The sequence below is a fragment of the Planktotalea arctica genome (assembly GCF_002105285.1).
GTDB lineage: Bacteria > Pseudomonadota > Alphaproteobacteria > Rhodobacterales > Rhodobacteraceae > Planktotalea > Planktotalea arctica.
Genome location: NZ_MUHR01000017.1, coordinates 18,142 through 41,993, shown reverse-complemented (window position 1 = coordinate 41,993; position 23,852 = coordinate 18,142). Strand labels below are relative to the sequence as shown.

Genomic DNA, 23,852 nt, shown 5'->3' with positions numbered 1-23,852 from the left:
GGAATTAGTGAAACCCGCAAGGCCCGCCTAAAACCAAAATTGGATTTTGAATTCAGGGGTAATCAAGCTGAATAGACGATTGATCCGAAGACGTCGTTGCTTTGAATGTGCTGAGTTCAGACGCACCGATAGTCTCATAAGACGGGATGCCAAGTTGCCCCAAAGCGCGGATCAGCTCCAACTGTAATATTTCAAACGCGTGTTGCGCGCCTGCGTTACCACCTGCACCAACACCATAGGCGAACGCACGACCTGCGAGCGCGAAGTCGGCCCCAAGGGCCTTTGCGCGCAAGATATCTGCGCCGCGCCGGATGCCACTGTCGAGGATAATGGTCATGCGGCCTGCGACAGCCTCGGCAATGGAGGGCAATGCTTCGATCGTTGGAGGGCCAAAGGCCACCTGACGGCCGCCATGGTTAGACACGATTATCCCATCGCAGCCCAATTCTGTGCAGGATAGGGCGTCTTGGGCATGCAGGATTCCCTTGACCAGAAGCCGGCCTTTCCAGCGCGTACGCAGGCGTTTGAGGTCTTCCCAGGTGAACCCCGGTGTAATCAAGGTTTTTTGCACATCCGCGTAGGACGTCGCGCTTTGCAAAAGGTCGGCATAGTTCGCCACGTTTGGCTTTCCATGTTTCAGGCTGGTCAGGGCCCAACGCGGGTTCATTGCACACTGCAAGATCACTTCGGGCGTAAACCGGAAGGGCACAGCAAGCTGGTTACGGATGTCGCGGTCACGCTTACCTGCGGCTGGGACATCCGCGGTGACCATCAATGTTGTGTAGCCAGCCGCTTCTGCTCGTGCGATCAAGCCTTCGGTCACAGTTGGATCACGAGACACGTACAGCTGGAACCAACCGTTGCCATCGGCAGCTTCGGCAAGTTCCTCCAGCGTGGTCGAAGAGGCAGAACTGGCGGTATAAGGAATGTTTTTCGCCTTACATAGCTGCGCGAGCGTCAGGTCGGCACCCGGCCAGAATGCGTTAAGCATACCGATCGGTGCCATGCCAAGGGGAGCGTCGAAGGTTTGCCCGAACACGGTCGCGCTTATGTCGATGTTGGATACATCGACCATATAGCGCGGCGTAAGTTCAACTTCCTCGAACGCTTCTGTGTTGCGCCGCATATTGCGCTCGCTTTCGGCTCCGCCATCCACCAGATCAAACGCAAAGCGCGGGATGCGATTTTTGGCGCGTAGCCGCAGATCATCGATTGAAGCTGCACGGTCCAGTCCCATCAAATTGACCATCCACCATCGATGGCAAAAGCCTGCCCTGTGGTAAAGGCAGACATGTCACCTGCCAAATAGCATACCATTTCGGCGATTTCCTCGGGTTGGCCAAGCCGCCCCATAGGTTGGCGTTCTTTGAAAGCAGCTAGGGCTTTGTTGAAATCACCGGTCGCGTTTAGGCGGTCGTTCAAAGACGGGCTTTGCACGGTGCCAGGACAGATTGCGTTACAGCGAATACCGTCCTTGACGAAGTCAGCAGCGATGGACTTGGTCATGCCAATAATTGCCGCCTTTGACGCACCATAGGCGAAGCGGCGCGGTGCGCCTTTCTCACTAGAGACGATAGAGGCGATGTTGATGATCGACCCGCACGTTTTGGCGAGCATCCCGGGCAACACCGCACGTGTGATGCGATACATCGCCTTTGCATTCAGATCAAAGGCACGATCCCAGACGTCGTCATCGCAATCAAGGATCGTGCCATCATGTACCCAGCCCGCACAATTGAGCAGTATGTCGACAGGTCCGACAGAAGCGACAAGTGTGTGAATCGCCTCAGCGTCCAGCACGTCCAGCGCGTGGCCTGTGATGTGAGGGCAGGTATCTGCCAGATCGGTAACCAGATCGCCGTTCAGATCCGTCGCGACGACCTGTGCGCCGCGCGCGGCAAGCGCTTCAGCGCTGGCGCGTCCGATTCCTGCTCCGGCTGCAGTGATCAGAGCGATTTTCCCTTTAAGTGATTGTTCCATAGTCTCTCTCCTAGCGGGCGAGCCAGCCACCATCGACTGTGACCACGCTTCCGTGGCAATAATTGGCGGCGTCAGACGCCAGAAAAACCGCAGCACCTGCGATTTCTGAAGGGTCGGCAAAACGGCCCGCTGGAATGCGTTCGAGCAGCGCTTTTGAGCGGTCCGGATCGTCGCGCAGCGCTTGCGTGTTGTCTGTGGCGGTGTAGCCAGGTGCGATGCTATTGACGTTGACACCGTGCGGTGCCCACTCATTGCAAAGTGCCTTTGTTAGACCGACTACAGCGTGTTTGCTGGAAACATATGCTGGAACACGCAGACCGCCTTGCGATGCCAATACAGAGGAAACGATGATGATCTTGCCCGAGCCTTGGGCCACCATGCGCTTGCCCGCCGCCTGAGACAGCAGCCATACAGAATCAAGGTTCACCGACAGCACGTGCCGCCAATCCTCAAGCAGCATGTCAGTGCTGTCTTCGCGGTGGATGATCCCGGCGTTATTGACCAGAATATCAAGCCCGCCCAATTCGTCATCGGCAAAGCGTACCACATCCTCGGCCGCGGCTTCATCCATGCCGGAGAAGTTGGCTTTCATGGTGGCACCTTTGACACCCAACGCCTTGATCTTTGCCATAGTGTCGTCGGGTTGATGGCTGCGATAGGTCAGTGCTACATCGGCCCCGGCGGCCGCAAGGCCGAGGGCAATGCCCTCGCCGATGCCGGTTGCTCCGCCAGTGACCAATGCTTTTCGACCGGTCAGGTCAAATGGGTTGCCCATATCAGTACCGGTTCGCGATCGGCAGTGTTTCCGCAGGGAAGAGGCTGATGACCTCGCACCCTGTTTCCGTCACCACGACCTCTTCTTCGATCCGCGCAGCGGAATAGCCGTCGGTTGCAGGGCAGTAAGTTTCCAGAGCGAAGACCATGCCGGTCTTGATCTCCATCGGATGATCCATCGATACCGCGCGTGAAATGATGGGCCGTTCGTGCAATGCCAGCCCAAGCCCGTGACCGAATTGAAGACCAAAGGCTTGATCTTCATTCGCAAAGCCAAGCTCTTGGGCTGTTGGCCAAACCTCGGCCACCTTATCCGTGGACACTCCCGGTTTGATCATCGCGATGGAGGCATCAATCCACTCGCGGGCCTTGGTATAGGCGTCGGTTTGCGAGGGTGTTGCGCGGCCAACGTTGAATGTGCGGTAATAGCAGGTGCGATAGCCTTGGTAGGATTGCAGGATATCAAAGAACGCCTGATCGCCGGGCCGGATAAGACGGTCGGTGAAGTTATGCGGATGCGGGTTGCAGCGCTCACCGGAAATGGCGTTGATCGCCTCGACGTCGTCGGAGCCCATCTCGTAGAGCATCTTGTTGGATAGGGCGACGATGTCGTTCTCGCGGATGCCCGGCTTCAGCTCTTCGTAGATCATGTGATAGACGCCATCGACCATAGCAGCGGCTTGGGTCAAAAGCTGGATTTCATCCGTATTTTTGATTTCGCGCGCTGCCAACATGATCTGTTGGCCATCGACCACATTGAGACCTTCTTGTTGCAGCGCGTGAAACATCGCCGTTTCAGCATAGTCCACACCAACGGGCATATCGCCCATGCCTGCATCGCGGATCAATCCGGCGATCTGCTTGGCATATTTCTGCATCAATCCGAATTCCGGCGGGATGGTTCCGCGCATGCCGACAACGCCAGCAAGGCAGTGGCTGGGTTCCAGCCAATCGGAATGGCGTTTGTGGTGCTCTGCCGCGGATCCAAAATCCCAAACGTATGGGCTGTCATCACCAGTCAAAAGACAGAAGCGGCACATCTTGTCGCGTTCCCATTCACCGATCTTGGTGGCCGATACGTAGCGGATATTGTTCACATCAAACAAAAGTAGCGTGCCCGCGTTCGAGTTTTGGAGGGACTGACGGGTCCGTGCAAGACGGTAACGACGCAAGCGGTCGTGGTTTACCCGATTTTCAAAATCCACGGACATGTGGCCATGGGCCGGCAGCTTGTCGCGCCATTCCCAATTCGGCTCAAGATCCATTGGGGTGAGCAGGTTTGGCATAAGGGCATTGCTCGGACGTTCTGACATTGAAGGCTCCTTCGAGGCGCTAGGCCTCGTCTGCATTTGCGATTTGAAAAGGGTGGGCCGTTATTGGATGCACCAGCCGCCATCGACGTGGATCATCTGGCCGGTCATGTAGTCGCTGTCGTCTGACGCAAGGAAGGATGCGGTGCCGACGATGTCCTTGGGGTAAGATACGCGCTTGATCTGTAACGCATCGCGCACGATGTCGTCGTAGGCCTGGCCTTCCTTTTCCTTGAAGCCGATATCAACAAGGTCCTTGTCGAGCTGTTCCCAAAGCGGGGTCACAACGACGCCCGGTGCGTAGCCGTTTACAGTGATATTGTGCTCTGCAAGACCAAGGGCACCACAATGTGTCAGCGCCAGACAGCCATATTTTGATGTGCAATAAACTGTGACATCAATTAGCGGCTTGCGCGAAGCGATGGAGCCGACGTTGATCAACTTGTAAGGGTGACCGTCCATTGGCCCCTGTTCGATCATCTGGCGCGCGGTTTCCTGCATACCCAGCCACATCGCCTTGGTGTTGACGTTCATGATCATGTCCCAGTTGTCTTCATCGATATCCATGAAGAACCGGGGTTTGTTCAGGCCAGCGTTGAACACACCTACGTTGATTGATCCGAACGCTGCGACAGTCGCGGCCACGGCGGTGGCGTTATCTTCACGTTTGGTGACATCCATTTTGACGGCAATCGCCATACCATTGCCAGCTGCATTGATCTCATCTGCGACAGCTTTTGCCATGTCGAGGTATAGATCACCGATACAGACATTGGCCCCTTGTTCAGCAAAGGAACGTGCGTTGGCCTCGCCCATGCCGCGTGCGGCACCTGTGATGAGAATGTTTTTACCTTTGAGGCGGTTGGGGTCCATGGGTGTCTTCTCCTGACGTCATGATTATATTGGTGGTTGTAGGGTTGCGTCCGCTCTTTGCTGAGCGCGGTGCAGTGCGTCTTGGGGGCTGATGATACCGCGCAGCATGTCGTGAAATTCTTCTCCACAAATCTGGATGATTTTGTTGATTTCGGGGATCGGTGGCCTCGGCCAGAACTGAAGTTCGTCGCGCCAGGACATCCCGTCGATCGCTTCGAATATCGGGGACAGACGGCGAACGCTGGAGTCTGAACCCACTGAATAGCGTGGATTGGTACGACTTCCGTTCTGGACATACAGCTTTTGTGCCGAGGGTGAGGTGAAGACCAGCAAGGCCTCGACCGCCGCTGCAACACGTTCTTTTGGCAGGTTGGCGGGTATTCCCATTAGATAGCCGCCAACTGGTGAGATAGGCGCCCCGTTAGGTCCCGCAGGGTGTGGCAGGTATCCGGTCTGATCCTTGGCAGGCGACGCCTCATCAAGTTCAAAATAGGGGGCAAGCAGCGTGTAACCGTAAGCCATAGCAATCCGCCCCGCGGCATAGGGGCGAATGCGTTCATACCATGACATCGAAAGAATATCGGGGGGCGAATAGTTGAGCAGATCTTTGAGAAACTCTGCCGCTTCCAATGCCGCAGGGGTATCAATCGTGAAGCGATAGTCACGGTTGGCAAGATGCTGGGTATCAAAGCCGCCAGCATTCGGGGTCAGGTCAAGGATGGGCTGACCAAAATCTGCCAATGTCATCAGGACCGTGTGACCCAATGCCGTCCCGCGCGCCGCGTTCCACGCTATGCCATATTGCCCGCGTTGTGGATCGTGCAGCGCCTTTGCGGCGTTCAGTAACTCTTGGGTGGTTGTGGGTGGTTCAAGCCCTGCCTGCGCAAAAAGATCTTTGCGGTAGAACAAGAGTTCCGGAGTCGTTTGTGCCGGGATACCGTACGCGCGACCGCCCCAGTGGGCGGCTTGCCAGCCAGCTGTGTGGAAATCGGATGGATCGATACGGGCAATATCCATGACCTCATCAAGAGGCATCAACACGTTCTTTTCAGCGAAGCCGCCGACCCAAGGCAGATCAACGGCAATGATGTCGTAATTGCTCGATTTACGGCTTGCGTTGCGCACTGTTTCTTCGTGCAGGCGATCAATGGAAAAGGCACGTTGATGAATCTGCGTGCCGATGGTCTGTTCAAACTGGCGTTTGAGGTTGTCCATCACCATGAAGGTCGGATCGCCATGTACCAGTACGCGCAGCCCCCCCGTCAGCTTGAGCGGCTCGGCGAGGACCTTCATTGGAGGAATCGATTTCGCACTCAGGTATGATCCGCCAAAATAGTAGTCGGATGTTTCTGCTGTAGCGGTGCCGCTGAATTGTGCACTTGCAAGGCGGTGCACGCGGCTCGTTAACTGTGTCCATTGTTCCAGCAGATGAATGCTTGGATGCAATGAAAAGCTCTTTCCGGTTGCAGTACGCGGTCGCTGATCAATTAACCCTGCTTCTTGCATATCTTTTATGCGGCGATTGGCCGTTGCGTAGGGCGCACGGCTGGCTCCGATCAGGGATGTCATCGTCGAGAGTCGCCCCTCAAGATGCCCTCGTATCAGATGCATTGTAATGCGTAGGTTCGGCGTGGACGCAAACAATTCGGACGAATTCTCTAACTCATCGCCAAGGCCTTGCATGAAGGACAGAACGCTCAACATATCAGCTTTTGCCTGAGGCGGCATGAGCTGATTGAAATTATCCGCCCTCATGACATTCATACCTTCTGTCGCTACCTTCTTGATAGTGTGGCGATGGCGCGATTGGCCCCGGCCACGTGATTTGTCCGTTTCGGGTGATTTTGGAATCGTCATGAGCTACGCCTCATTGTGGTGTGGGAATGGCTTCGAAATGTATCGCAAAAATATCCAAAATGGACTTATTAGTCCTCAGAATGGATATTATTTTGGAGGTTGTGGTGGGACGCTCACGGCAAGGTTGAAGAGATCACATCGGGATTCCGAATGGTGATTCCCCCTTGGGAGAGCGGGGAGCAGACGTAAAAGTCTACTAATTTCTTGGAGGAGAAAACGATGAAACTACGCACAATCCTGACTGCAACTGCTGCAACGACAGCACTGACTATCGCTGGTGTAGCTTACGCGGATAGCCACAGCCCAATGCGCATTGGCATCACCCAGAACAACGTCGGCGTCGATAGCTACCAGACAACATATGAAAAATCGTTCATCGCAGCAGCTGAAGCAAATGAGCGTGTCGAAGTCGTCGTCCTTGATGCCGGTGGCGATGTCGCCCGCCAGATCGCTCAGATGGAAGACCTGATCCAGCAGGAAGTTGATGCCATTATTATCTGGCCGACAAACGGTGAAGCGGTGATCCCAGCTGTGCGCAAGGCGCATTCTGCTGGCATTCCGGTTGTTGTAACGAACTCCAATATCGCCGAAGCCGGTTTCGAATTCGTCGCAACCTTCTCTGGCCCCGACAACGTCACGCAAGGGTCGCGTTCCGCTGAAATCATGTGTGATCGGTTCAAGGACCTCGGAATCGAAAACGAAGCGCGCGTTGTGCAGATTTCTGGCCAGCCTGGCTACACGACCGCCATTGAGCGCCAACAAGGCTTCGACGATCGTTTGCCACAAGTGTGCCCGAACGTCACGCTGGTTGAGACACAGCCCGGCGACTGGAACCGTGAAAAATCCCAGCAGGTTATGGAAGCGTTTCTTGTGAAGTATGACGACATCGACGGTGTCTATGCTGGCGATGATAACATGGGTGTTGGCGCCCTGAACGCTGCACTTGCGGCAGACCGTGCCGAAGGGATCACCTTCGTCGGCGCAACCAACTTCGCAGTTGGTTATGAGGCCATGGAGCGCGGCGAATACTGGGGTTCGATCTATCAGTCGCCCGTTGATGACGCAGAAGCAGCGCTTCAGTCCGCAATTGATCTGATTGGCGGTAAAGAGCTTCCGTTCCTCAACTACTTCGACACACCAAAGATCACGCAAGATAACCAGGCGGAGTTCACAAAGCCTGTGTTCTAAATACCCCCCATGTTGCGGGGCGTTTCGGCGCCCCGTTCCAATTCTACACTCATTAACGTTTTACGGGGGGACGCGTCATGGGGCGTGTGACTGGTAGGTCATGTATTGTGACAGGTGCGGCGCAAGGTATCGGGCGCGCAATTGCCGAGGCACTATTGGTTGAAGGTGCTGACGTATGTTTTGCAGACATCAATGGCGATAAGGTTGCACAAGTTGCGGATGCAAATATTGACAGAGCGACGCAGCATGGCTGCAAGGTCACCTACGCGCAGGTCGATGTAACGGACCGCTTGTCAGTCAAAGCGATGATCGCGCATGTGGTTCGGGTCTTTGGTAAGCTTGATGTGAAATTCAACAATGCTGGCGTGAACCGCCCGATGAACTTTCTTGAAGTGACCGAAGATAACTGGAACTTTATCATGGGGGTCAATGGATTGGGCTGCATGATTGGCATGCAAGAAGCGGCCCATCAAATGATTGCCCAGGGCACTGGTGGCAAAATCATCAACACGGCATCCATCGCCAGCCGTCAGGGGTTTGACAATGTTGCCCCGTATTGTGCCAGTAAATTCGCCGTCGTGGCGTTAACCCAATCGGGTGCACGCGATTTGGCAAAGCATAACATTACCGTCACAGGCTTTGCGCCCGGTGTGGTGGCCACCGAGATGTGGGAACAAGTTGATCAGGACTTGATGGAGATTGGTGCCGCCGACCGGCCAGGACAGGCGATGGAGGAATTCTCATCGGAAATCCTGCGGGGGCGCGTTGCAAAGACGGAAGATATCACAGGAACAACGACGTATTTGGCGTCCAAAGATAGTGATTACATGACCGGACAAATCGTCATGATCGATGGTGGGATGACATTGGTCTGACGAAATGGCCAACAATGGCCGGGCCTTTGGCCCATGGGAGGGAAATATGGCGAGCATGTCGAAAGCAGACATCGGACGGTTTTTGGCACGGCAAGGCATTTTGATTGCTTTTGCGGTGTTCATCATCGGCTTTACTTTGGCAAACGAACGCTTTTTGAGCCCTGACAATGTTATGGGTGTGGTGCGTTCGTCGGCCATTCTAGGGGTTATGGCGCTTGGCGTGACTTTTGTTGTCATTAGCGGCAACCTCGACTTGTCTGTCGGGTCGATGATGTCGTTCTCTACCATTGTGGTGCTTGATCTGCACGACAAGATCGGTCCGGCGCTTGCTATTCCTGCGATGTTTGCAATGACCCTGTGTCTTGGTGCGTTCATCGGATTTTTGGTTGGATACCTTAAGCTGAATTCTCTGATTGTGACCTTGGGCATGTTGTCGGCAATTCATGGCCTGACCCTGACCTATTCGGGTGGTCAGAACATGGATATCGTTGATAAAGAAGGTACTTGGTTCGCCGTATTTGGCCAAGGATCTGCTCTGGGAATTCCTGTACCCATTCTGATTTTTGTACTCTTGGCGGCGCTGTTGGGCATCATCTTGGCAAAGACGCCCTTCGGACGCACAGTTTATGCCGTAGGTGGAAACGGGACTGCTGCGACCTTTTCGGGGATCAAGCGCGCACGCGTAGTCTTCTTGTGCTATGTGATGTCCGCCTTCTGTGTTGCCGTAGCCGGGCTTATTCAGGCGAGCCGCTCGTTGGGATCGCAAAACACCGTCGGACAAGGGCTTGAGCTTGATGTTCTTGCCGCCGTAATCTTGGGCGGTGCGTCCTTGCTCGGCGGGTCCGGAACCATCTTCAAAACTGTGATCGGGGTGCTGATCCTTGGTTTTATCCAGAACGGTTTGCTGCTGGTCGGTCTTCAGTTCTATGTCCAGTTCGTCGTGACATGGGTAATCATTATTCTTGCGGTCTGGCTCGATATTGCAGCCAAACGCGGCAAGCTTTGGTCAAATATCGCGTAAGGGAGCGGAAAAATGGAAGCTGGAAAACTGTCCAAATTTCTCAAGAACGGCGCGATCTGGGGCTTTATCGTCCTTGAATTGATTTTCTTCAGCGTGGCGGGTGAATTCATGTCGTTGTCAGACAAGGCCTTCATGGATGTCGATAATATGCTACTTTTGCTCAAGCAATCGGCCCCCATCGGCATTATCGCCATGGGCATGACGATCATCATGGTGAACGGGAATATCGACCTGAGCGTCGGTGCCACTTTTGCGCTGTCGGCGGTGATACTGCTCGACAGTATGACGTGGGCTGTCTTTGCAGGCTTGGGCGATTGGGTGATCCCTGTGTCTTGGGCTCTGGCATTACTGACGGGTGTCGTCTTGGGTGCGATCAACGGGTTGATCGTCTGGAAAACCGGTGTTGACGCTTTCATCGTAACGCTAGGGTCCATGCTGGGCTTTCGCGGACTGGTGTTCATGTACAATGGCGAAAACCCAACCTCTAGCCTGAACTGGACCTTGGTAGACTTCGCTGAGGCGCAATTTCTGGGTTTTCACACAGCGACTTGGTTTCTGGCGGTGGTGACACTGATCATCTGGTACGTGATGACGCGCACGGTGCACGGGCGCAACGCCTATGCCATCGGGAACAACCGCGAGGCGGCGGTAAATGCAGGCATCAAGGTTGGTCCGCACATGTTGATCAATTTCATGATCATCGGCTTTCTGGCGGCCTTGTCGGCGGTGGTATTTTATTCTGAATCCGGGTCGGTCAATCCCAATGACGGCCAACTCTACGAGCTTTGGGTCATTACGGCCGTAGTTCTGGGCGGCACTAAATTGACCGGTGGGGCAGGGTCTATCGTATCCACATTGGGCGGCGTTCTGGCAATTCAGTTGTTGCGCAAGGGCTTGGGTCACATCGGTGCTGATACATCGACCGTCAACCTTGTGATTGGCCTGATCCTGATCGCGGTTCTGTTCCTAGACCGCCAGTTGAACGCCAAGGGCAAAGAGGAGTTGAAGATATGACTGGACAGCCACCCGCCTTGCGCCTTGAAGGGATCGTCAAAACCTTCCCCGGCGTTCGCGCGCTTGATGGTGTTTCCTTGTCGGTGATGCCCGGTGAAGTCCACGCCCTGATGGGGGAAAACGGCGCTGGAAAATCAACGTTGATGAAAGTTTTGGGCGGCATCTATCAGCCCGAAGAAGGCCAGATCATCGTAGCGGAAATGCCAACCGTCATGACCTCGCCCTTACAGGCGAAATCAAAGGGCATTGTGTTTATTCATCAGGAACTCAGCCTCGCGGAAGAACTGAGTGTCGCAGAGAACATCTATCTGGGCGAGTTACCGCAACTTTCCTTCGGGCGGGTGGATTGGGCCAAGCTTTATACGCAAACCGATGCGATCCTTGAAAAACTGAAGGTGGGGTTCAGCGCCAAAACGATTGTTGGTGATCTGTCGATTGCCAATCAGCAGATGGTCGAGATCGCCCGTGCGCTTACCGTGGACGCAAAGGCGGTCATTTTTGATGAACCCACAGCATCCCTGACCGACGCCGAGAAAGTCGTGCTGTTTGATGTCATCTCCGACTTAAAAAGCCAGGGTGTTGGAATCATTTATATTTCTCACCGGATGGAAGAGATTTTCAAGATCACCGACCGGATTAGCGTTCTGCGGGACGGATCCTACCGTGGCACCCTTGAGACCCGCAACACCAACGAAGAAGAGGTCACGCAGTTGATGATCGGCCGCGCGCTCGATCTGTCGCGCAATGCAAGCCATCACGAGATGGGCAATGTAGCCCTAGAAGTGCGCGGCCTTTCTTGTGGAGACTTATTCAAAGACGTTAGTTTTGAGGTCCGCCGTGGTGAGGTTTTGGGCTTTTACGGTCTAGTCGGGGCGGGGCGCACCGAGATCGTTGAGACATTGTTTGGATTGCGGAACCCCAGTGCCGGAACAATTCTGTTAGATGGTGAAGAAGTGCACGTGTCTTCCCCCGCCGATGCAATCAGCAAGGGTATTTCATTGGTGCCCGAGGACAGGAAGGGCCAAGGCTTGGTACTGGGCATGAATTGCCGTGATAACATGACCCTGCCGCAAGTGGGTGATTTGTCATCCGGCCCCTTTGTCGCGACCGGAGCCGAGACAGAGATTTTTGATAAATACAAAGACAAGCTCGATATTCGCACGCCGGGCTGGAAGCAGACGGTAGGCAATCTGTCTGGCGGCAATCAGCAAAAGATCGTTATTGGCAAATGGTTGTCGATGCATCCCAAAGTGCTGATGGTGGATGAGCCGACACGCGGCATCGACGTGGGATCAAAATCCGAGATTCACAACCTGATCCGTGAATTGGCTGCACAAGGCTATGCTGTCATCGTGGTTAGCTCCGAGATGCCCGAAGTACTGCACGTCAGCGACCGGATCGTCGCGATGTTCTCAGGTAAGGTTATGCGAACGTTCGCCTCGCAAGAGGTCACCGAGGAGAGCCTTATTCAGGCTATTTCGGGAATCACTGCCACGGATAAGGTCGCCTGAGGTGTACTTGGCTTTTCTGTACTGGCAGACATGGCCCTAACCTGTGAGCGGCACAGCGTGAAGAAACCAAATTTTCTACTAAACAAGAGGACATGAAATGAAACTTCTCCGCTATGGCGCACCAGGCGCAGAAAAACCCGGACTTCTGGACGCATCGGGCCGCGTGCGGGATTTGTCGGGCGTCGTGCCGGACATTTCTGGCGGTACATTACGCCCCTCTGGCCTGAAAGCCCTGCACGCGCTTGATCCGGAAACGCTGCCACTGGTTGACGGAACACCCCAAGACGATCTGCGCCTGGGCGCTTGTGTCGGGAGTATCGGCAAATTCGTTTGCATTGGCCTGAACTACGCTGATCACGCCGAAGAGGCGGGCATGCCGATCCCTGAAGAGCCCATCATCTTTAACAAATGGACCTCTGCCGTGGTCGGCCCGAATGATGATATTCAAGTCCCACGCGGCTCGGTCAAAACGGATTGGGAGGTCGAACTGGGCGTCGTTATTGGTGAACCGGGGTCCTATATCGACGAGGCCAACGCGATGGATCATGTCGCTGGTTTTTGTGTGATCAATGATGTGTCAGAGCGTGATTTTCAGCTTAACCGTGCGGGAACGTGGGATAAGGGCAAAGGCTGCGACACCTTTGGGCCAACTGGACCTTGGCTTGTGACACTTGATGAGATCGCAGACATGGATGACTTGGATATGTGGCTGGATGTGGATGGCAAGCGGATGCAGACCGGTTCAACTTCGACGCTGATCTTCAAGATTCCCCACCTCGTTTCCTATTGCAGCCAGTTCATGAGCCTGCAGGCGGGCGATGTGATTTCAACCGGAACACCTCCCGGTGTGGGTATGGGCCAGTCACCGCAGCAATATCTGCATGGCGGCGAGGTTGTGACCTTGGGAATTGCCGGTTTGGGCGAGCAGAAATCAAAGGTTTTGCCAGCCTGACAGGACACAAAAAGCTCCGGCGCATTAAGCCGGAGCCATTTGATCTGCGTTTGCCTTTTGCGCGATCTCTTTGGCTTGGTCGCGGCTGCGCACATCACCATCACATTTGCAAAGTAGACTTTGCCACCATCCTCGTTCGAATGGGCGGCGGTTAACGTCTTAAGGTCATGACCTGCACAAAAGAAAGGACCATTGGCTGCCAGAACAATAATACGCACCTTTATGTCGACTCCTGCGTCTACAAAGGCGGCATCCAGTTCCGTCAGCATCGCCTCGGAACAGGCATTGCGCCGCGATACATTTTTCACGTCCAAATCGCGCAGCAGGATGTCAGATGTGGTCACGGGGTTATTCCTTTTGAGTGCCAGCTTTCAATCTGGATAGTCGGGCCCAGCATGGTGTCGCGGAAAGACCGCTAATTTCGGCTAGCTTGGCCTTGCTCAATTGCCCATGCTGCTGAAGCGCGCTGAGAATGCGGATGTCTGCTGCATCAAGGGCAAGTTTCTTCATTCAATCAGGCCTTTCATTCGAGCGCCGTTTTTCGACTAAAACGAAAAAATCCACGTCTCGCTAATCCTAACTGCTCGGCAAGACGTGTTTATCGTGGTGCGATATGAATATGTCGCAGCCTGCCGAGTTCAATAAACGTAATGCAATCCGAACGCTAGGATCCAGCTGTCACTGTCGAAGATCAGCGGCGGCGGAATCCACAACAAGTAAAAGGCTTCGTGCTTTAACTGTCTTTGCCTGATCCCATGGCGGCCTTTGGCTGCGGGCTTCACCATTCTTTGTAATAGCCTGAAAGCCCAAACAAAAAGGCCGCCTCGAAAGAGGCGGCCTTTTGTAATTCTAAAAGCGAATTGCTCTTAGCCCTGACGGGCTTTGAAGCGTGGCTGTGTTTTGTTGATCACATAAACACGGCCCTTGCGGCGCACGATACGGCAGTCGCGGTGACGCGACTTCAGCGAGCGGAGCGAGTTTTTAACCTTCATCGGTCTTCTCCTCTTACGCGGCGCTGCGTGCGCCTCGGTGGTTACGCCCGAAATTGGGCAAAAAATTCATGGTGGGCGATACAAGGTTCGAACTTGTGACCCCTTCGATGTCAACGAAGTGCTCTACCACTGAGCTAATCGCCCATGAAACCAACGAAAAACCATTACCCCAAATAAAAGGGGCGCAAAATTTCGCGCCGATAAGCGGGCTATAAAAGGAGTCGGAACAAGGATCAAGGGCTTTTGGTAATTGGATGAATAGCGTTATAATCAGTTTTATCGGATAGGAGCATTCATGCCACGATCAGGCTTCAAATTATTTCGGCCCGAAGCGCTTGGTTCTAGCGTGGTATTCGCATCCCCGCACAGTGGCCGCGAATATGCCTGGTCCTTCATGCGCCGCTCCGTTCTGAGCGATTTGCTGATCCGCTCGTCCGAGGATGCCTTTGTTGATCTGCTGATCGACCGAGCGCCCGAATTCGGCGCGCCGCTGTTGGCGGCCACTGTGCCGCGCGCTTTCGTCGATTTGAACCGCAGCGTAGAAGAGCTTGATCCGGCTTTGATTGAGGGTGTGCGCAGAAACGGCCATAACCCGCGGATCGCCTCTGGCCTCGGGGTCATACCGCGCGTCGTGGCCAATGGCCGCGCGATTTATCGTGGCAAGATGAGCCGGCTAGAGGCGAACAAACGTCTCAATGATTTCTGGCACCCCTATCATGCGCAGCTTTCAAGCATATTGAATGAGGCGCATCAGGTGTTTGGCCATGCGATTCTGGTCGATGTTCACTCCATGCCGCGCGAAGCCCTCGATGGATTCAATCGTGGCAATCAAACCCGCCCCGACGTGGTGCTCGGGGATCGCTTTGGTGCATCTGCCAGTGGGATCATCGTGGATCAGATCGAAGCGGCATTTACCGCTGCAGGCTTTACTGTCGCGCGCAACACGCCTTTTGCGGGGGCCTATATCACCCAGACCTATGGCCGCCCCTCGCGCAGCCAGCATGCGGTTCAGATCGAAATTGATCGTTCGATTTATATGAACGAAGCCTCTTTGACGCCCAATAGCGCGTTCGAGACGGTGAAATCTTCGCTGAACGGAGTGTTGAAAGAGATCGCTGATATCGGGCGCGAGCGCATTGTACCTTTGGCGGCGGAATAAACCCCAGCCTATGAATTAGCGCAGCGCGCGCCCCTTTTTGATCGCATCCGCGCCAAAACGCGCGCGAATGGCATCCGTGGCGCGTTCCGCCTTAAACCGCTTCTCGGCGTTGGGGTCGAGCAGATCGCCGCCGGGCTCGGCCCCGTCCGCATCGCTCAGATCGGAAATTCCCGTTCCGATCAGGCGGTAGGGCCCTTGGTTGCCAACGCTATCAAACAGCGCGCGGGCTTCGCGGTAGATGCGATCGGCAAGTTGCGTTGGTTCGCGCAAGGAAATCCGCTTGGAGATGGCAGAGAAATTTGCACGTTTGAGTTTGAGTGTAACGACGCGTCCCGCCAGCCCTTTGGCCTTGGCGCGGTCCGCGACCTGCTCGGACAGTCGCCAAATATGTCCATCAAGAATATCGAGGCTGGAGGTGTCATCGTTGAACGTCGTTTCTTTGGAGATGCTTTTGACGGGCGTATGGGCTGAAACACGTCGGAAATCTTCCCCGCGCGCAATATGATAAAGCCGCTCGCCCGTGCCGCCGAAACGCGCAACCAGATCTGCTTTTTCCCAGCGCAGCAGATCATCGAAGGTGCGAATGCCCACCTTTTCCAGCGATGCCTGCGCCGAAGGGCCGACGCCCCAGATCATGCGCACAGGCTTGCCTGCAAGAAAATCGCTGGTTTCCGCTTCGCCTATCACCGAAAAGCCGCGTGGTTTGTCCAGATCGGAGGCAACCTTGGCGAGGAACTTGTTATGCGAAAGTCCGATTGAACCGCTTAGCCCCAATTCATCGCGCATGCGTTTGATCAACCGCGCGAGCATCGCCGCAGGGGGTGCGCCGTGCAAACGCTCTGTTCCACGCAGATCCATGAACGCCTCGTCCAGGGACAGCGGTTCAATGGCTGGGGTCAGTTCCAGCATCATTGCTTTGATCGCTTTGGACGCTTCTACATAGGCTTCCATCCGCGGGCGGATTACCACCGCATCGGGACAAAGTTTGAGCGCTTGAAACATCGGCATTGCCGAGCGCACGCCCTTGATCCTCGCAACATAGCAAGCGGTAGACACGACGCCGCGCCGCCCCCCGCCTATGATCACGGGCTTGTCCGCAAGGGTTGGATCATCGCGCTTTTCCACGCTGGCATAGAAAGCATCGCAATCCATATGCGCGATGGAAAGCGTCATCAATTCGGGGTGCGAGACCACGCGCGCAGAGCGGCAGGACGGGCAGCGCGCGCCGCTGTTGAAGTCTCTCAGACAATCTCTGCAAAGTGCGGGCATTTCGCCGTCTCGTTTGGGCTTGGATCAGGGAGCAACCCTACGCTGCGCGAGAGGTGAATTCAAACATCCAGTCTTTGTACTTTGCCACGTCAACGCTTATGTAAGAATTACCTTTTAGGAGACGCCCATGTCGTTTGATCAAATAGCCCTGAATTTCCTGAGCGAGAACACGTTCATCGTGCTGCTCGCCGTGTTTATCATTATTTGTATCCTGCTGGGCGTTCGCATCGTACCGCAATCGGAGAAATTTGTGGTGGAGCGCTTTGGTCGTCTGCGCTCGGTTCTGGGGCCTGGGATCAACCTGATCGTGCCGTTCCTCGATAAGGTGGCGCATAAGATTTCCATTCTGGAACGCCAGCTTCCCAATGCTTCGCAGGATGCGATCACGGCGGACAACGTGTTGGTGCAGGTGGAAACTTCGGTGTTCTACCGCATTCTAGAGCCTGAAAAGACAGTTTACCGTATCCGCGATGTGGACGGCGCGATTGCGACGACGGTGGCGGGGATGGTGCGCTCTGAGATCGGCAAGATGGAGTTAGACGAGGTGCAATCTAACCGCACGCAGCTTATTTCCGAGATCAAGAAACTGGTCGAAAGCGCAGTGGATGATTGGGGTATCGAAGTGACGCGCGCCGAACTGCTTGACGTGAACCTCGATCAAGCGACCCGCGATGCGATGTTGCAGCAGCTTAACGCCGAACGCGCGCGCCGCGCGCAGGTGACAGAGGCCGAAGGATCGAAACGCGCGGTCGAGCTATCTGCTGACGCGGAACTTTATGCAGCAGAGCAAATCGCCAAAGCCCGCCGCATTTCTGCGGATGCTGAGGCCTACGCGACAAGTGTTGTGGCAAAAGCGATTGCAGACAACGGCATGGAAGCTGCGCAATACCAGGTTGCTTTGAAACAGGTCGAGGCGTTGAAAGCGCTTGGAACTAGCGCAGGTTCGCAAACAATTGTCGTGCCATCAAGCGCGATGGATGCGTTCGGCGATGCCTTCAAGATGCTCAAGGGAGGGTCCAAGTGATGTGGACCTCTTGGGTATTCTGGATGATCGCTGCCGTCGGCTTGGCCATTCTGGAAGTTTTCCTGCCGAGCTTTATCTTCCTAGGGTTCGCAATAGGCGCAGCGCTTGTCGGGCTCATCTTGTTGTTTGGCGGGACGGCTGTTAGCCTCAGCGTTCCCATGACATTTCTTGTCTTTGCGGTTGTATCCCTGATTTCATGGATATTGCTACGCCAGCTACTCGGCGTTCACAAAGGCCAAGTGAAAGTCTGGGATAAGGATATCAACGACTAGAGTGCTGCAAGCTCTGCGATGATCGCCTCTGCCGCGCCTTTGCGATCCTGCGCATCGCGGATTGGGCGGCCAACGACGATATGATCTGCGCCATCGGCAATTGCACTTGCGGGGGTCGCGACACGTTTCTGATCGCCGAGTGCGGCTCCGCTGGGGCGCACACCGGGCGTCACGATCAAACGGCCTTTGGATTCGGGCAGAGCACGAATAGCAGCCGCTTCTTGCGGCGAGGCGATGATACCATCTGCGCCAGCGTCAAAAGCACGGCCCGCGCGTTCGATCACCAGATCAGGAACAGCGCCGTCGCGCAGCATGCAATCATCAAGATCACTGCGATCCAACGACGTTAGAATCGTCACGCCCAAGATTTTCAAATTTGTGCCTGACGCGCCTTCCTTGGCGGCGCGAATGACATGTGGATCGCCATGGACCGTCAGGAAATCGAGATCGAATTGCGCAAGGCCACGGACTGCCGCCTCAACCGTCGCGCCAATGTCGAACAGCTTCATATCCAGAAAGATACGCTTGCCCATCTCTGCCTTCAGCTCGTTCGCCAAGGCAAATCCGCCGCCTGTCAGCATGCCAAGGCCGATCTTGTAGAACGACACTGTCTCGCCCAAGGTTTCGGCCATTTTCAGCCCTTCAAGCGCATTTGGCACATCAAGGGCGACGATAAGGCGATCATCTGACATATTGGCTTCTCCTGCTGAATACGCCCTCCTATTGCGTGGAAGGTGTATGCAGGTCAAGCCGCTGGAAATTTAGCTCGCGAAGCCTTCGGGCAGAACGCCAGGGGCGAATTTCACGTAGGATTTGCTGATACGGTATTCCGGCATGCGCTGTACTTGGCGCATTGCTTCGGAAATGAAGGCTAGCATGGGATTGCGTTTTTCCGCGTCGCGGCCGGGTTTTACCTGGCAATCAAAGATCATGTCGCCCGTGTCAGTGATAAACGACACCTTGCCGCTGCCACCTGTTTCGGGGCTGAATTCGTTTATTGGCGTCACGTCGATCCGCTTTACGATCATCATTGTCTTGCTCCTGTTTCCACTCCTGCTCGGGAGTAATCTTTTGTTAACTATATGAACCATAAACCTGCCAATCTGGGCGAAATGTGTCCGAATGAGCGTTAATATCGTGGCAGCCTGCTCTTGATACAGATTGCTTTGCCCCCCACATTAATGACGAGGCCCGACGCCAAGCGCGCTGCAAAGCAGGCGCAAAATCCAGTCGGGTGCTTTATAAAGGAGTACGGCCATGGACCTTAACAAGTTCACTGAGCGTTCGCGCGGATTTATCCAAGCGGCGCAAACCATTGCGCAGCGTGAAGATCACCAGCGTTTAACCCCCGAGCATATTCTAAAAGCCTTGATGGATGATGACCAAGGGCTTGCATCCAACCTGATCACCCGTGCCGGTGGTGCCCCCGCGCGCGTCGTGGAAGCGCTTGAAGTGTCGCTTGGCAAGATTGCTAAAGTGAGTGGCGATTCAGGGCAGGTCTACCTGGACAACCAAACGGCGAAGGTTCTGGACGAGGCGGAAAAGCTGGCCAAGAAAGCCGGAGACAGTTTCGTTCCCGTAGAGCGTATCTTGCAAGCGCTCGCGCTGGTGAAGTCCAAAGCGCGCGAAGCGCTGGAAGCGGGCGCAGTGTCGGCGCAAACGCTGAACAGCGCCATTAACGACATTCGCAAAGGGCGCACCGCCGATAGTGCGAGCGCCGAAGAAGGCTATGACGCGCTCAAGAAATACGCGACGGACCTGACGGCATTGGCCGAGCAGGGCAAGATCGACCCGATCATTGGCCGCGACGAGGAAATTCGCCGCACCATGCAGGTGCTCTCGCGCCGCACCAAGAATAACCCGGTGCTGATCGGTGAACCCGGTGTTGGTAAAACGGCGATTGCCGAGGGTCTTGCGCTGCGCATCGTTAATGGTGACGTGCCCGAGAGCCTGCGCAACAAACGCCTCATGTCGCTTGATATGGGCGCGCTGATTGCGGGTGCAAAATATCGGGGTGAATTCGAGGAGCGCCTGAAGGCGATCCTGAGCGAAGTCACGGCAGCCGCAGGTGAAATCGTGCTGTTCATCGACGAAATGCACACGCTGGTTGGTGCGGGCAAGGCCGATGGCGCGATGGATGCCTCCAACCTTTTGAAACCTGCGCTTGCGCGCGGTGAACTTCACTGTGTCGGTGCGACCACTTTGGATGAATACCGAAAGCACGTTGAAAAAGATGCAGCCCTTGCGCGGCGTTTCCAGCCTGTGATGGTCGAGGAACCGACGGTTGAGGATACGATTTCGATCCTGCGGGGTATCAAGGAAAAGTACGAACTCCACCATGGCGTGCGCATTTCCGACAGCGCGCTTGTGGCGGCGGCAACCCTGTCGCACCGCTATATCACAGATCGTTTCCTACCGGACAAAGCGATTGATTTGATGGACGAGGCTGCATCGCGTCTGCGCATGGAAGTGGATTCCAAGCCAGAAGAGCTGGACACGCTGGACCGTGATATCATGCAGAAGCAGATCGAAGCGGAAGCGTTGAAATTGGAAGATGACCAACCCTCCAAGGATCGTCTTGAGGTGCTCGAAAAGGATCTGGGCGATCTGCAAGAACGCTCCAGTGAGATGACGGCGCAGTGGCAAGCTGAGCGCGACAAGCTGGCGGGTGCGCGCGCTCTCAAAGAGCAGCTTGACCGTGCGCGCGCCGATCTGGATATCGCCAAGCGCGAGGGCAATCTCGCCAAAGCGGGCGAGTTGTCCTACGGAGTGATCCCTGATCTGGAAAAGGCGTTGGGCGAAGCAGAAGATCGCGAAGAGGGCGGCGTTATGGTCGAAGAGGCCGTGCGTCCCGAGCAGATCGCAGGCGTGGTCGAGCGTTGGACAGGTATCCCCATGTCCAAGATGCTTGAGGGCGAGCGCGACAAGCTGCTGCGCATGGAAGACGCACTGCATGGCCGCGTGATTGGCCAACATACGGCAGTGAAATCGGTCGCGGATGCGGTACGCCGTGCGCGCGCCGGTCTCAACGACGAGAACCGTCCGCTTGGATCGTTCCTATTCCTTGGGCCAACGGGCGTAGGAAAAACTGAGCTGACGAAAGCGGTCGCCGAGTTCCTGTTTGACGATGATGGCGCTATGGTGCGGATTGATATGTCGGAGTTCATGGAGAAGCATTCGGTCTCGCGTCTCATCGGCGCGCCTCCCGGCTATGTGGGCTACGATGAGGGAGGCGTGTTGACCGAAGCAGTCCGCCGTCGCCCTTATCAGGTCGTGCTGTTCGACGAGGTCGAAAAGGCGCATCCGGATGTGTTCAACGTGCTCTTGCAGGTGCTCGATGATGGCGTTTTGACTGATGGTCAGGGCCGCACCGTGGATTTCAAACAGACGTTGATCATTCTGACGTCCAACCTTGGGGCGCAGGCGCTGAGCATGTTGCCTGAAGGGTCCGACAGCAGCGATGCGAAACGCGACGTGATGGATGCGGTGCGCGCGCATTTCCGGCCCGAGTTCCTCAACCGTCTCGATGAGACGATCATCTTCGATCGCCTCGCACGCGAGGATATGGCGGGTATCGTGGACATCCAGCTTGGGCTTTTGGCCAAGCGTCTGGCGGGCCGCAAGATCACGCTCGATCTGGACGATGCCGCGCGCAAATGGCTCGCGGATGAAGGGTATGACCCCGTGTTCGGCGCACGCCCCTTAAAGCGTGTGATCCAGCGCGCGCTGCAGAACCCATTGGCTGAAATGCTGCTTGCGGGTGATGTAGGCGACGGCGCAACGCTGTCGGTGAGCGCTGGTGTCGAGGGTTTGATCATCGGCGATACCGTTGCGAGTATCAATCGCCCGCGTCCGGATGATGCGGTCGTACATTGAAACAACCTGTGCTTTGACACTTAGACGATGAAACGAAAGAACGGCCACGCAACAACAAGCGTGGCCGTTTTTATGATAATGCCCCCTGATATGGTGATTTTCGATTGTGATGGTGTGCTGGTGGACAGTGAAATGATCACCAATCGCGTGATGCAGAAGAGCCTTTCCCAGCATGGGCTGCCACTTGAGATTGACGACATCATGGACCTTTTCGTGGGCGGCACGATGCAAGGGGTCATGGACCTTGCCCTTGATATGGGGGCGAAACTGCCGGGTGACTGGCTCGATCAGATGTATTCCGAAATGCACGCGGTTCTGGCGCAGGAGGTCGAGCCTGTGGCAGGCGCGATCGCTGTTCTGGACGCGCTCGATGCGGCTAGGATTCCCTATGCGATCGGCTCGAACGGGCCGCACGCGAAAATGGCGGTGACCTTACCCAAATGTGGTTTGCAAGAGCGCTTTGAGGGCCGCAGATTCTCACGCGAGGATGTGGCAAATCCCAAACCTGCACCTGATGTCTATCTCAAAGCGGCAAACGAGGCTGGCATCGCGCCAAGCCGCTGCGTCGTGATCGAGGATAGTGCGAGTGGAGCGAGGGCAGGGGTTGCTGCTGGCATGTTCACTTTCGGCTTTCACGCGGAAACGCCGAAAGAGCGGCTCGCCCCGATCTGTGATGCACTGTTCGCGGATATGTCCGAGTTGCCAACGCTTCTGGGTCTCAAACCGCATAGCGGGGGCGCAGGGTCATAGACTGCGCCCCCGCTTCCAAACCAGATGTCTGCGTGAGTGGTTAACCGGTTGGAAGATTACCGGGGCGTCGTTACTCGCCCGGTTTCGGCAGAACGCCCGCTTGCGCCGCGTCTGCGAGTTCCTGCTCGCTCAGCACGCCGTCCCCGTCGGCATCGGCCAGGGTGAACTGGTCTTCGCTGATTTCCGGATAGGCGGCTTTCACCTCGTCCATATCCAGCATCTTGTCCCCGTTTGCGTCAGCGTCCGACATGGCAAAACTGGCCGTTGCAAGGGTGAGCGCCGCGAGTGTGGTTGTAGCTTTGGTAAATATGTGTCGTCCCTGTTTGAGTCTGCGCATCCAAATATGTGCGCATTGCCAGTGTCGGATATTGCGATCCGTAAAACATCCTTTGAGAGGTTTTGGTGCGAAGTTCGGCTATAAACCGCGTGTTGTGCAAGATGTGATCGGCGCTCTCCCGCGCGGTCAAATTGCAATGTGCTGGATCGGCTAAGATAGGCCCAGCGGGTACGCTGCTTTGTTCAAGAAAGCGCCTGAATAGAAAAACCCCACCGGCTTGCGCCGATGGGGAATTGCTTTTCGTGAGTGGTGGCTGTTTTTACATTTTCGGCATGATCACCGCGTCGATCACGTGGATGACGCCGTTGGACGCTTCGATGTCAGCTGCCGTGACGTTTGCGCCGCCGACGGTGACGCCGCCTTCCGTCATGATCTTGACGTCGCTGCCTTGCACGGTTGTTGCCATCATGCCGTCGCTCAGGTCAGCAGCCATTACTTTGCCTGCGACGACGTGATAGGTCAGGATCGCCGTCAACTGGTCCTTGTTCTCAGGCAAAAGCAATGTTTCGACAGTGCCTTCGGGCAAAGCGGCAAAGGCATCATCCGTAGGGGCGAATACGGTGAACGGACCCTCGCCCTTAAGGGTGTCGACAAGGCCGGCGGCTTGAACGGCAGCGACGAGCGTGCCAAACGTGCCCGCGCCAACTGCTGTATCGACGATGTCCTTGGAATGGCCACCCGCAAAAGCAGGGCCGGAGATAAGAGCGGCGGCAGTCAAAGCGAGATATGTTCTACGAAGCATGGTGTGTATCCTTCAAAAAATTTGTCCAATACCAGACGTGGTATTGACTAGGATACGGGGGCTGCGAGGCTTTGGA

23 protein-coding genes, 1 tRNA gene and 2 pseudogenes are annotated in these 23,852 nt (G+C 55.5%); 11 read left to right on the top strand and 15 right to left on the bottom strand.

Annotated elements, in window-relative coordinates:
- Window positions 1-52 precede the first annotated feature (52 nt).
- The 6 genes from B9P63_RS15635 to B9P63_RS15610 are packed head-to-tail and all read right to left on the bottom strand — an operon-like array spanning window position 53 to window position 6,443.
- A complete protein-coding gene (locus B9P63_RS15635) occupies window positions 53-1,237 on the bottom strand; it encodes an alpha-hydroxy acid oxidase (RefSeq protein WP_245830714.1) in 1,185 nt (394 codons plus the stop codon).
- Window positions 1,237-1,980, bottom strand: a complete 744-nt coding sequence (locus tag B9P63_RS15630; protein ID WP_085310494.1) for an SDR family oxidoreductase — start codon at window positions 1,978-1,980, stop codon at window positions 1,237-1,239. The genes B9P63_RS15635 and B9P63_RS15630 overlap by 1 nt, the downstream gene beginning before the upstream one ends.
- 10 nt (window positions 1,981-1,990) lie before the next feature.
- Window positions 1,991-2,755 (bottom strand): SDR family oxidoreductase, encoded by a 765-nt coding sequence (locus B9P63_RS15625; RefSeq protein ID WP_085310492.1) that lies wholly within the window; start codon window positions 2,753-2,755, stop codon window positions 1,991-1,993.
- Between the two features lies 1 nt (window position 2,756).
- Window positions 2,757-4,067 carry a M24 family metallopeptidase gene (locus B9P63_RS15620; RefSeq protein ID WP_085310490.1) on the bottom strand — a complete coding sequence of 437 codons (1,311 nt, stop codon included), beginning with the start codon at window positions 4,065-4,067 and terminating at the stop codon, window positions 2,757-2,759.
- Between the two features lie 60 nt (window positions 4,068-4,127).
- The gene (locus B9P63_RS15615; RefSeq protein WP_085310488.1) at window positions 4,128-4,937 is read right to left on the bottom strand and encodes an SDR family NAD(P)-dependent oxidoreductase; all 810 of its coding nucleotides are present in this window, start codon (window positions 4,935-4,937) and stop codon (window positions 4,128-4,130) included.
- 24 nt (window positions 4,938-4,961) lie between these two features.
- Entirely contained in the window at window positions 4,962-6,443 is a 1,482-nt protein-coding gene (locus B9P63_RS15610) for an ABC transporter substrate-binding protein (RefSeq protein WP_342743605.1), read from the bottom strand.
- A 570-nt stretch (window positions 6,444-7,013) separates the two neighbouring features.
- Here B9P63_RS15610 and B9P63_RS15605 point away from each other — a divergent pair.
- From B9P63_RS15605 to B9P63_RS15580, 6 genes are all read left to right on the top strand, one after another.
- On the top strand, window positions 7,014-7,982 hold the full coding sequence (locus B9P63_RS15605) for a sugar ABC transporter substrate-binding protein (protein ID WP_085310484.1): 969 nt from the start codon (window positions 7,014-7,016) through the stop codon (window positions 7,980-7,982).
- A gap of 77 nt (window positions 7,983-8,059) precedes the next feature.
- Window positions 8,060-8,857: an SDR family oxidoreductase gene (locus B9P63_RS15600; protein ID WP_085310482.1), complete on the top strand. Its 798-nt coding sequence runs from the start codon at window positions 8,060-8,062 to the stop codon at window positions 8,855-8,857.
- A gap of 46 nt (window positions 8,858-8,903) precedes the next feature.
- Entirely contained in the window at window positions 8,904-9,878 is a 975-nt protein-coding gene (locus B9P63_RS15595; RefSeq protein WP_085310480.1) for an ABC transporter permease, read from the top strand.
- A gap of 12 nt (window positions 9,879-9,890) precedes the next feature.
- Window positions 9,891-10,892, top strand: coding sequence for an ABC transporter permease (locus tag B9P63_RS15590; protein WP_085310478.1), 1,002 nt, complete (start codon window positions 9,891-9,893; stop codon window positions 10,890-10,892).
- Complete coding sequence (locus tag B9P63_RS15585) at window positions 10,889-12,403, top strand: sugar ABC transporter ATP-binding protein (RefSeq protein ID WP_085310476.1); 1,515 nt, start codon at window positions 10,889-10,891, stop codon at window positions 12,401-12,403. The genes B9P63_RS15590 and B9P63_RS15585 overlap by 4 nt, the downstream gene beginning before the upstream one ends.
- Before the next feature lie 97 nt (window positions 12,404-12,500).
- Window positions 12,501-13,355: a fumarylacetoacetate hydrolase family protein gene (locus tag B9P63_RS15580; protein WP_085310474.1), complete on the top strand. Its 855-nt coding sequence runs from the start codon at window positions 12,501-12,503 to the stop codon at window positions 13,353-13,355.
- Window positions 13,356-13,498: 143 nt separating this feature from the next.
- On the opposite strand, the pseudogene B9P63_RS19580 reads toward B9P63_RS15580, so the two are convergent.
- The 4 genes and pseudogenes from B9P63_RS19580 to B9P63_RS15560 all read right to left on the bottom strand — a co-directional run.
- Window positions 13,499-13,663: pseudogene (locus B9P63_RS19580) on the bottom strand (enoyl-CoA hydratase-related protein); the annotation flags it as partial.
- A gap of 58 nt (window positions 13,664-13,721) precedes the next feature.
- Window positions 13,722-13,865, bottom strand: a pseudogene (locus B9P63_RS15570) (Lrp/AsnC family transcriptional regulator); the annotation flags it as partial.
- A gap of 356 nt (window positions 13,866-14,221) precedes the next feature.
- Window positions 14,222-14,347, bottom strand: coding sequence for a type B 50S ribosomal protein L36 (gene ykgO, locus B9P63_RS15565; protein WP_009828855.1), 126 nt, complete (start codon window positions 14,345-14,347; stop codon window positions 14,222-14,224).
- Window positions 14,348-14,416: 69 nt separating this feature from the next.
- Window positions 14,417-14,491, bottom strand: a tRNA-Val gene (locus B9P63_RS15560).
- Window positions 14,492-14,642: 151 nt separating this feature from the next.
- Here B9P63_RS15560 and B9P63_RS15555 point away from each other — a divergent pair.
- On the top strand, window positions 14,643-15,506 hold the full coding sequence (locus tag B9P63_RS15555) for an N-formylglutamate amidohydrolase (protein ID WP_085310470.1): 864 nt from the start codon (window positions 14,643-14,645) through the stop codon (window positions 15,504-15,506).
- Between the two features lie 15 nt (window positions 15,507-15,521).
- Here the strand turns inward: B9P63_RS15555 and B9P63_RS15550 are convergent, their stop codons facing one another.
- Window positions 15,522-16,775: a DNA polymerase IV gene (locus tag B9P63_RS15550; RefSeq protein ID WP_085310468.1), complete on the bottom strand. Its 1,254-nt coding sequence runs from the start codon at window positions 16,773-16,775 to the stop codon at window positions 15,522-15,524.
- Window positions 16,776-16,902: 127 nt separating this feature from the next.
- On the opposite strand from B9P63_RS15550, the gene B9P63_RS15545 reads away from it, so the two are divergent.
- Together B9P63_RS15545 and B9P63_RS15540 are read left to right on the top strand one after the other, a co-directional pair.
- Entirely contained in the window at window positions 16,903-17,799 is an 897-nt protein-coding gene (locus tag B9P63_RS15545; RefSeq protein WP_085310467.1) for an SPFH domain-containing protein, read from the top strand.
- Window positions 17,799-18,071 (top strand): NfeD family protein, encoded by a 273-nt coding sequence (locus tag B9P63_RS15540; RefSeq protein ID WP_085310465.1) that lies wholly within the window; start codon window positions 17,799-17,801, stop codon window positions 18,069-18,071. The genes B9P63_RS15545 and B9P63_RS15540 overlap by 1 nt, the downstream gene beginning before the upstream one ends.
- On the opposite strand, the gene pyrF is transcribed toward B9P63_RS15540, so the two are convergent.
- Window positions 18,068-18,763 carry an orotidine-5'-phosphate decarboxylase gene (gene pyrF / locus B9P63_RS15535; protein ID WP_085310463.1) on the bottom strand — a complete coding sequence of 232 codons (696 nt, stop codon included), beginning with the start codon at window positions 18,761-18,763 and terminating at the stop codon, window positions 18,068-18,070. The two genes, B9P63_RS15540 and pyrF, sit on opposite strands and share 4 nt — an antisense overlap.
- A gap of 69 nt (window positions 18,764-18,832) precedes the next feature.
- Window positions 18,833-19,102, bottom strand: coding sequence for a hypothetical protein (locus tag B9P63_RS15530; protein ID WP_085310461.1), 270 nt, complete (start codon window positions 19,100-19,102; stop codon window positions 18,833-18,835).
- Window positions 19,103-19,328: 226 nt separating this feature from the next.
- Here B9P63_RS15530 and clpB point away from each other — a divergent pair, with 226 nt between their 5' ends.
- Both clpB and B9P63_RS15520 read left to right on the top strand, forming a co-directional pair.
- Complete coding sequence (gene clpB, locus B9P63_RS15525) at window positions 19,329-21,947, top strand: ATP-dependent chaperone ClpB (RefSeq protein WP_085310459.1); 2,619 nt, start codon at window positions 19,329-19,331, stop codon at window positions 21,945-21,947.
- Window positions 21,948-22,019: 72 nt separating this feature from the next.
- Entirely contained in the window at window positions 22,020-22,697 is a 678-nt protein-coding gene (locus B9P63_RS15520; RefSeq protein ID WP_085310504.1) for an HAD family hydrolase, read from the top strand.
- Window positions 22,698-22,767: 70 nt separating this feature from the next.
- Here B9P63_RS15520 and B9P63_RS15515 read toward each other — a convergent pair whose 3' ends face one another.
- A complete protein-coding gene (locus B9P63_RS15515) occupies window positions 22,768-23,034 on the bottom strand; it encodes a hypothetical protein (protein WP_245830712.1) in 267 nt (88 codons plus the stop codon).
- A gap of 259 nt (window positions 23,035-23,293) precedes the next feature.
- A complete protein-coding gene (locus B9P63_RS15510; protein ID WP_085310457.1) occupies window positions 23,294-23,776 on the bottom strand; it encodes a fasciclin domain-containing protein in 483 nt (160 codons plus the stop codon).
- Between the last annotated feature and the right edge of the window lie 76 nt (window positions 23,777-23,852).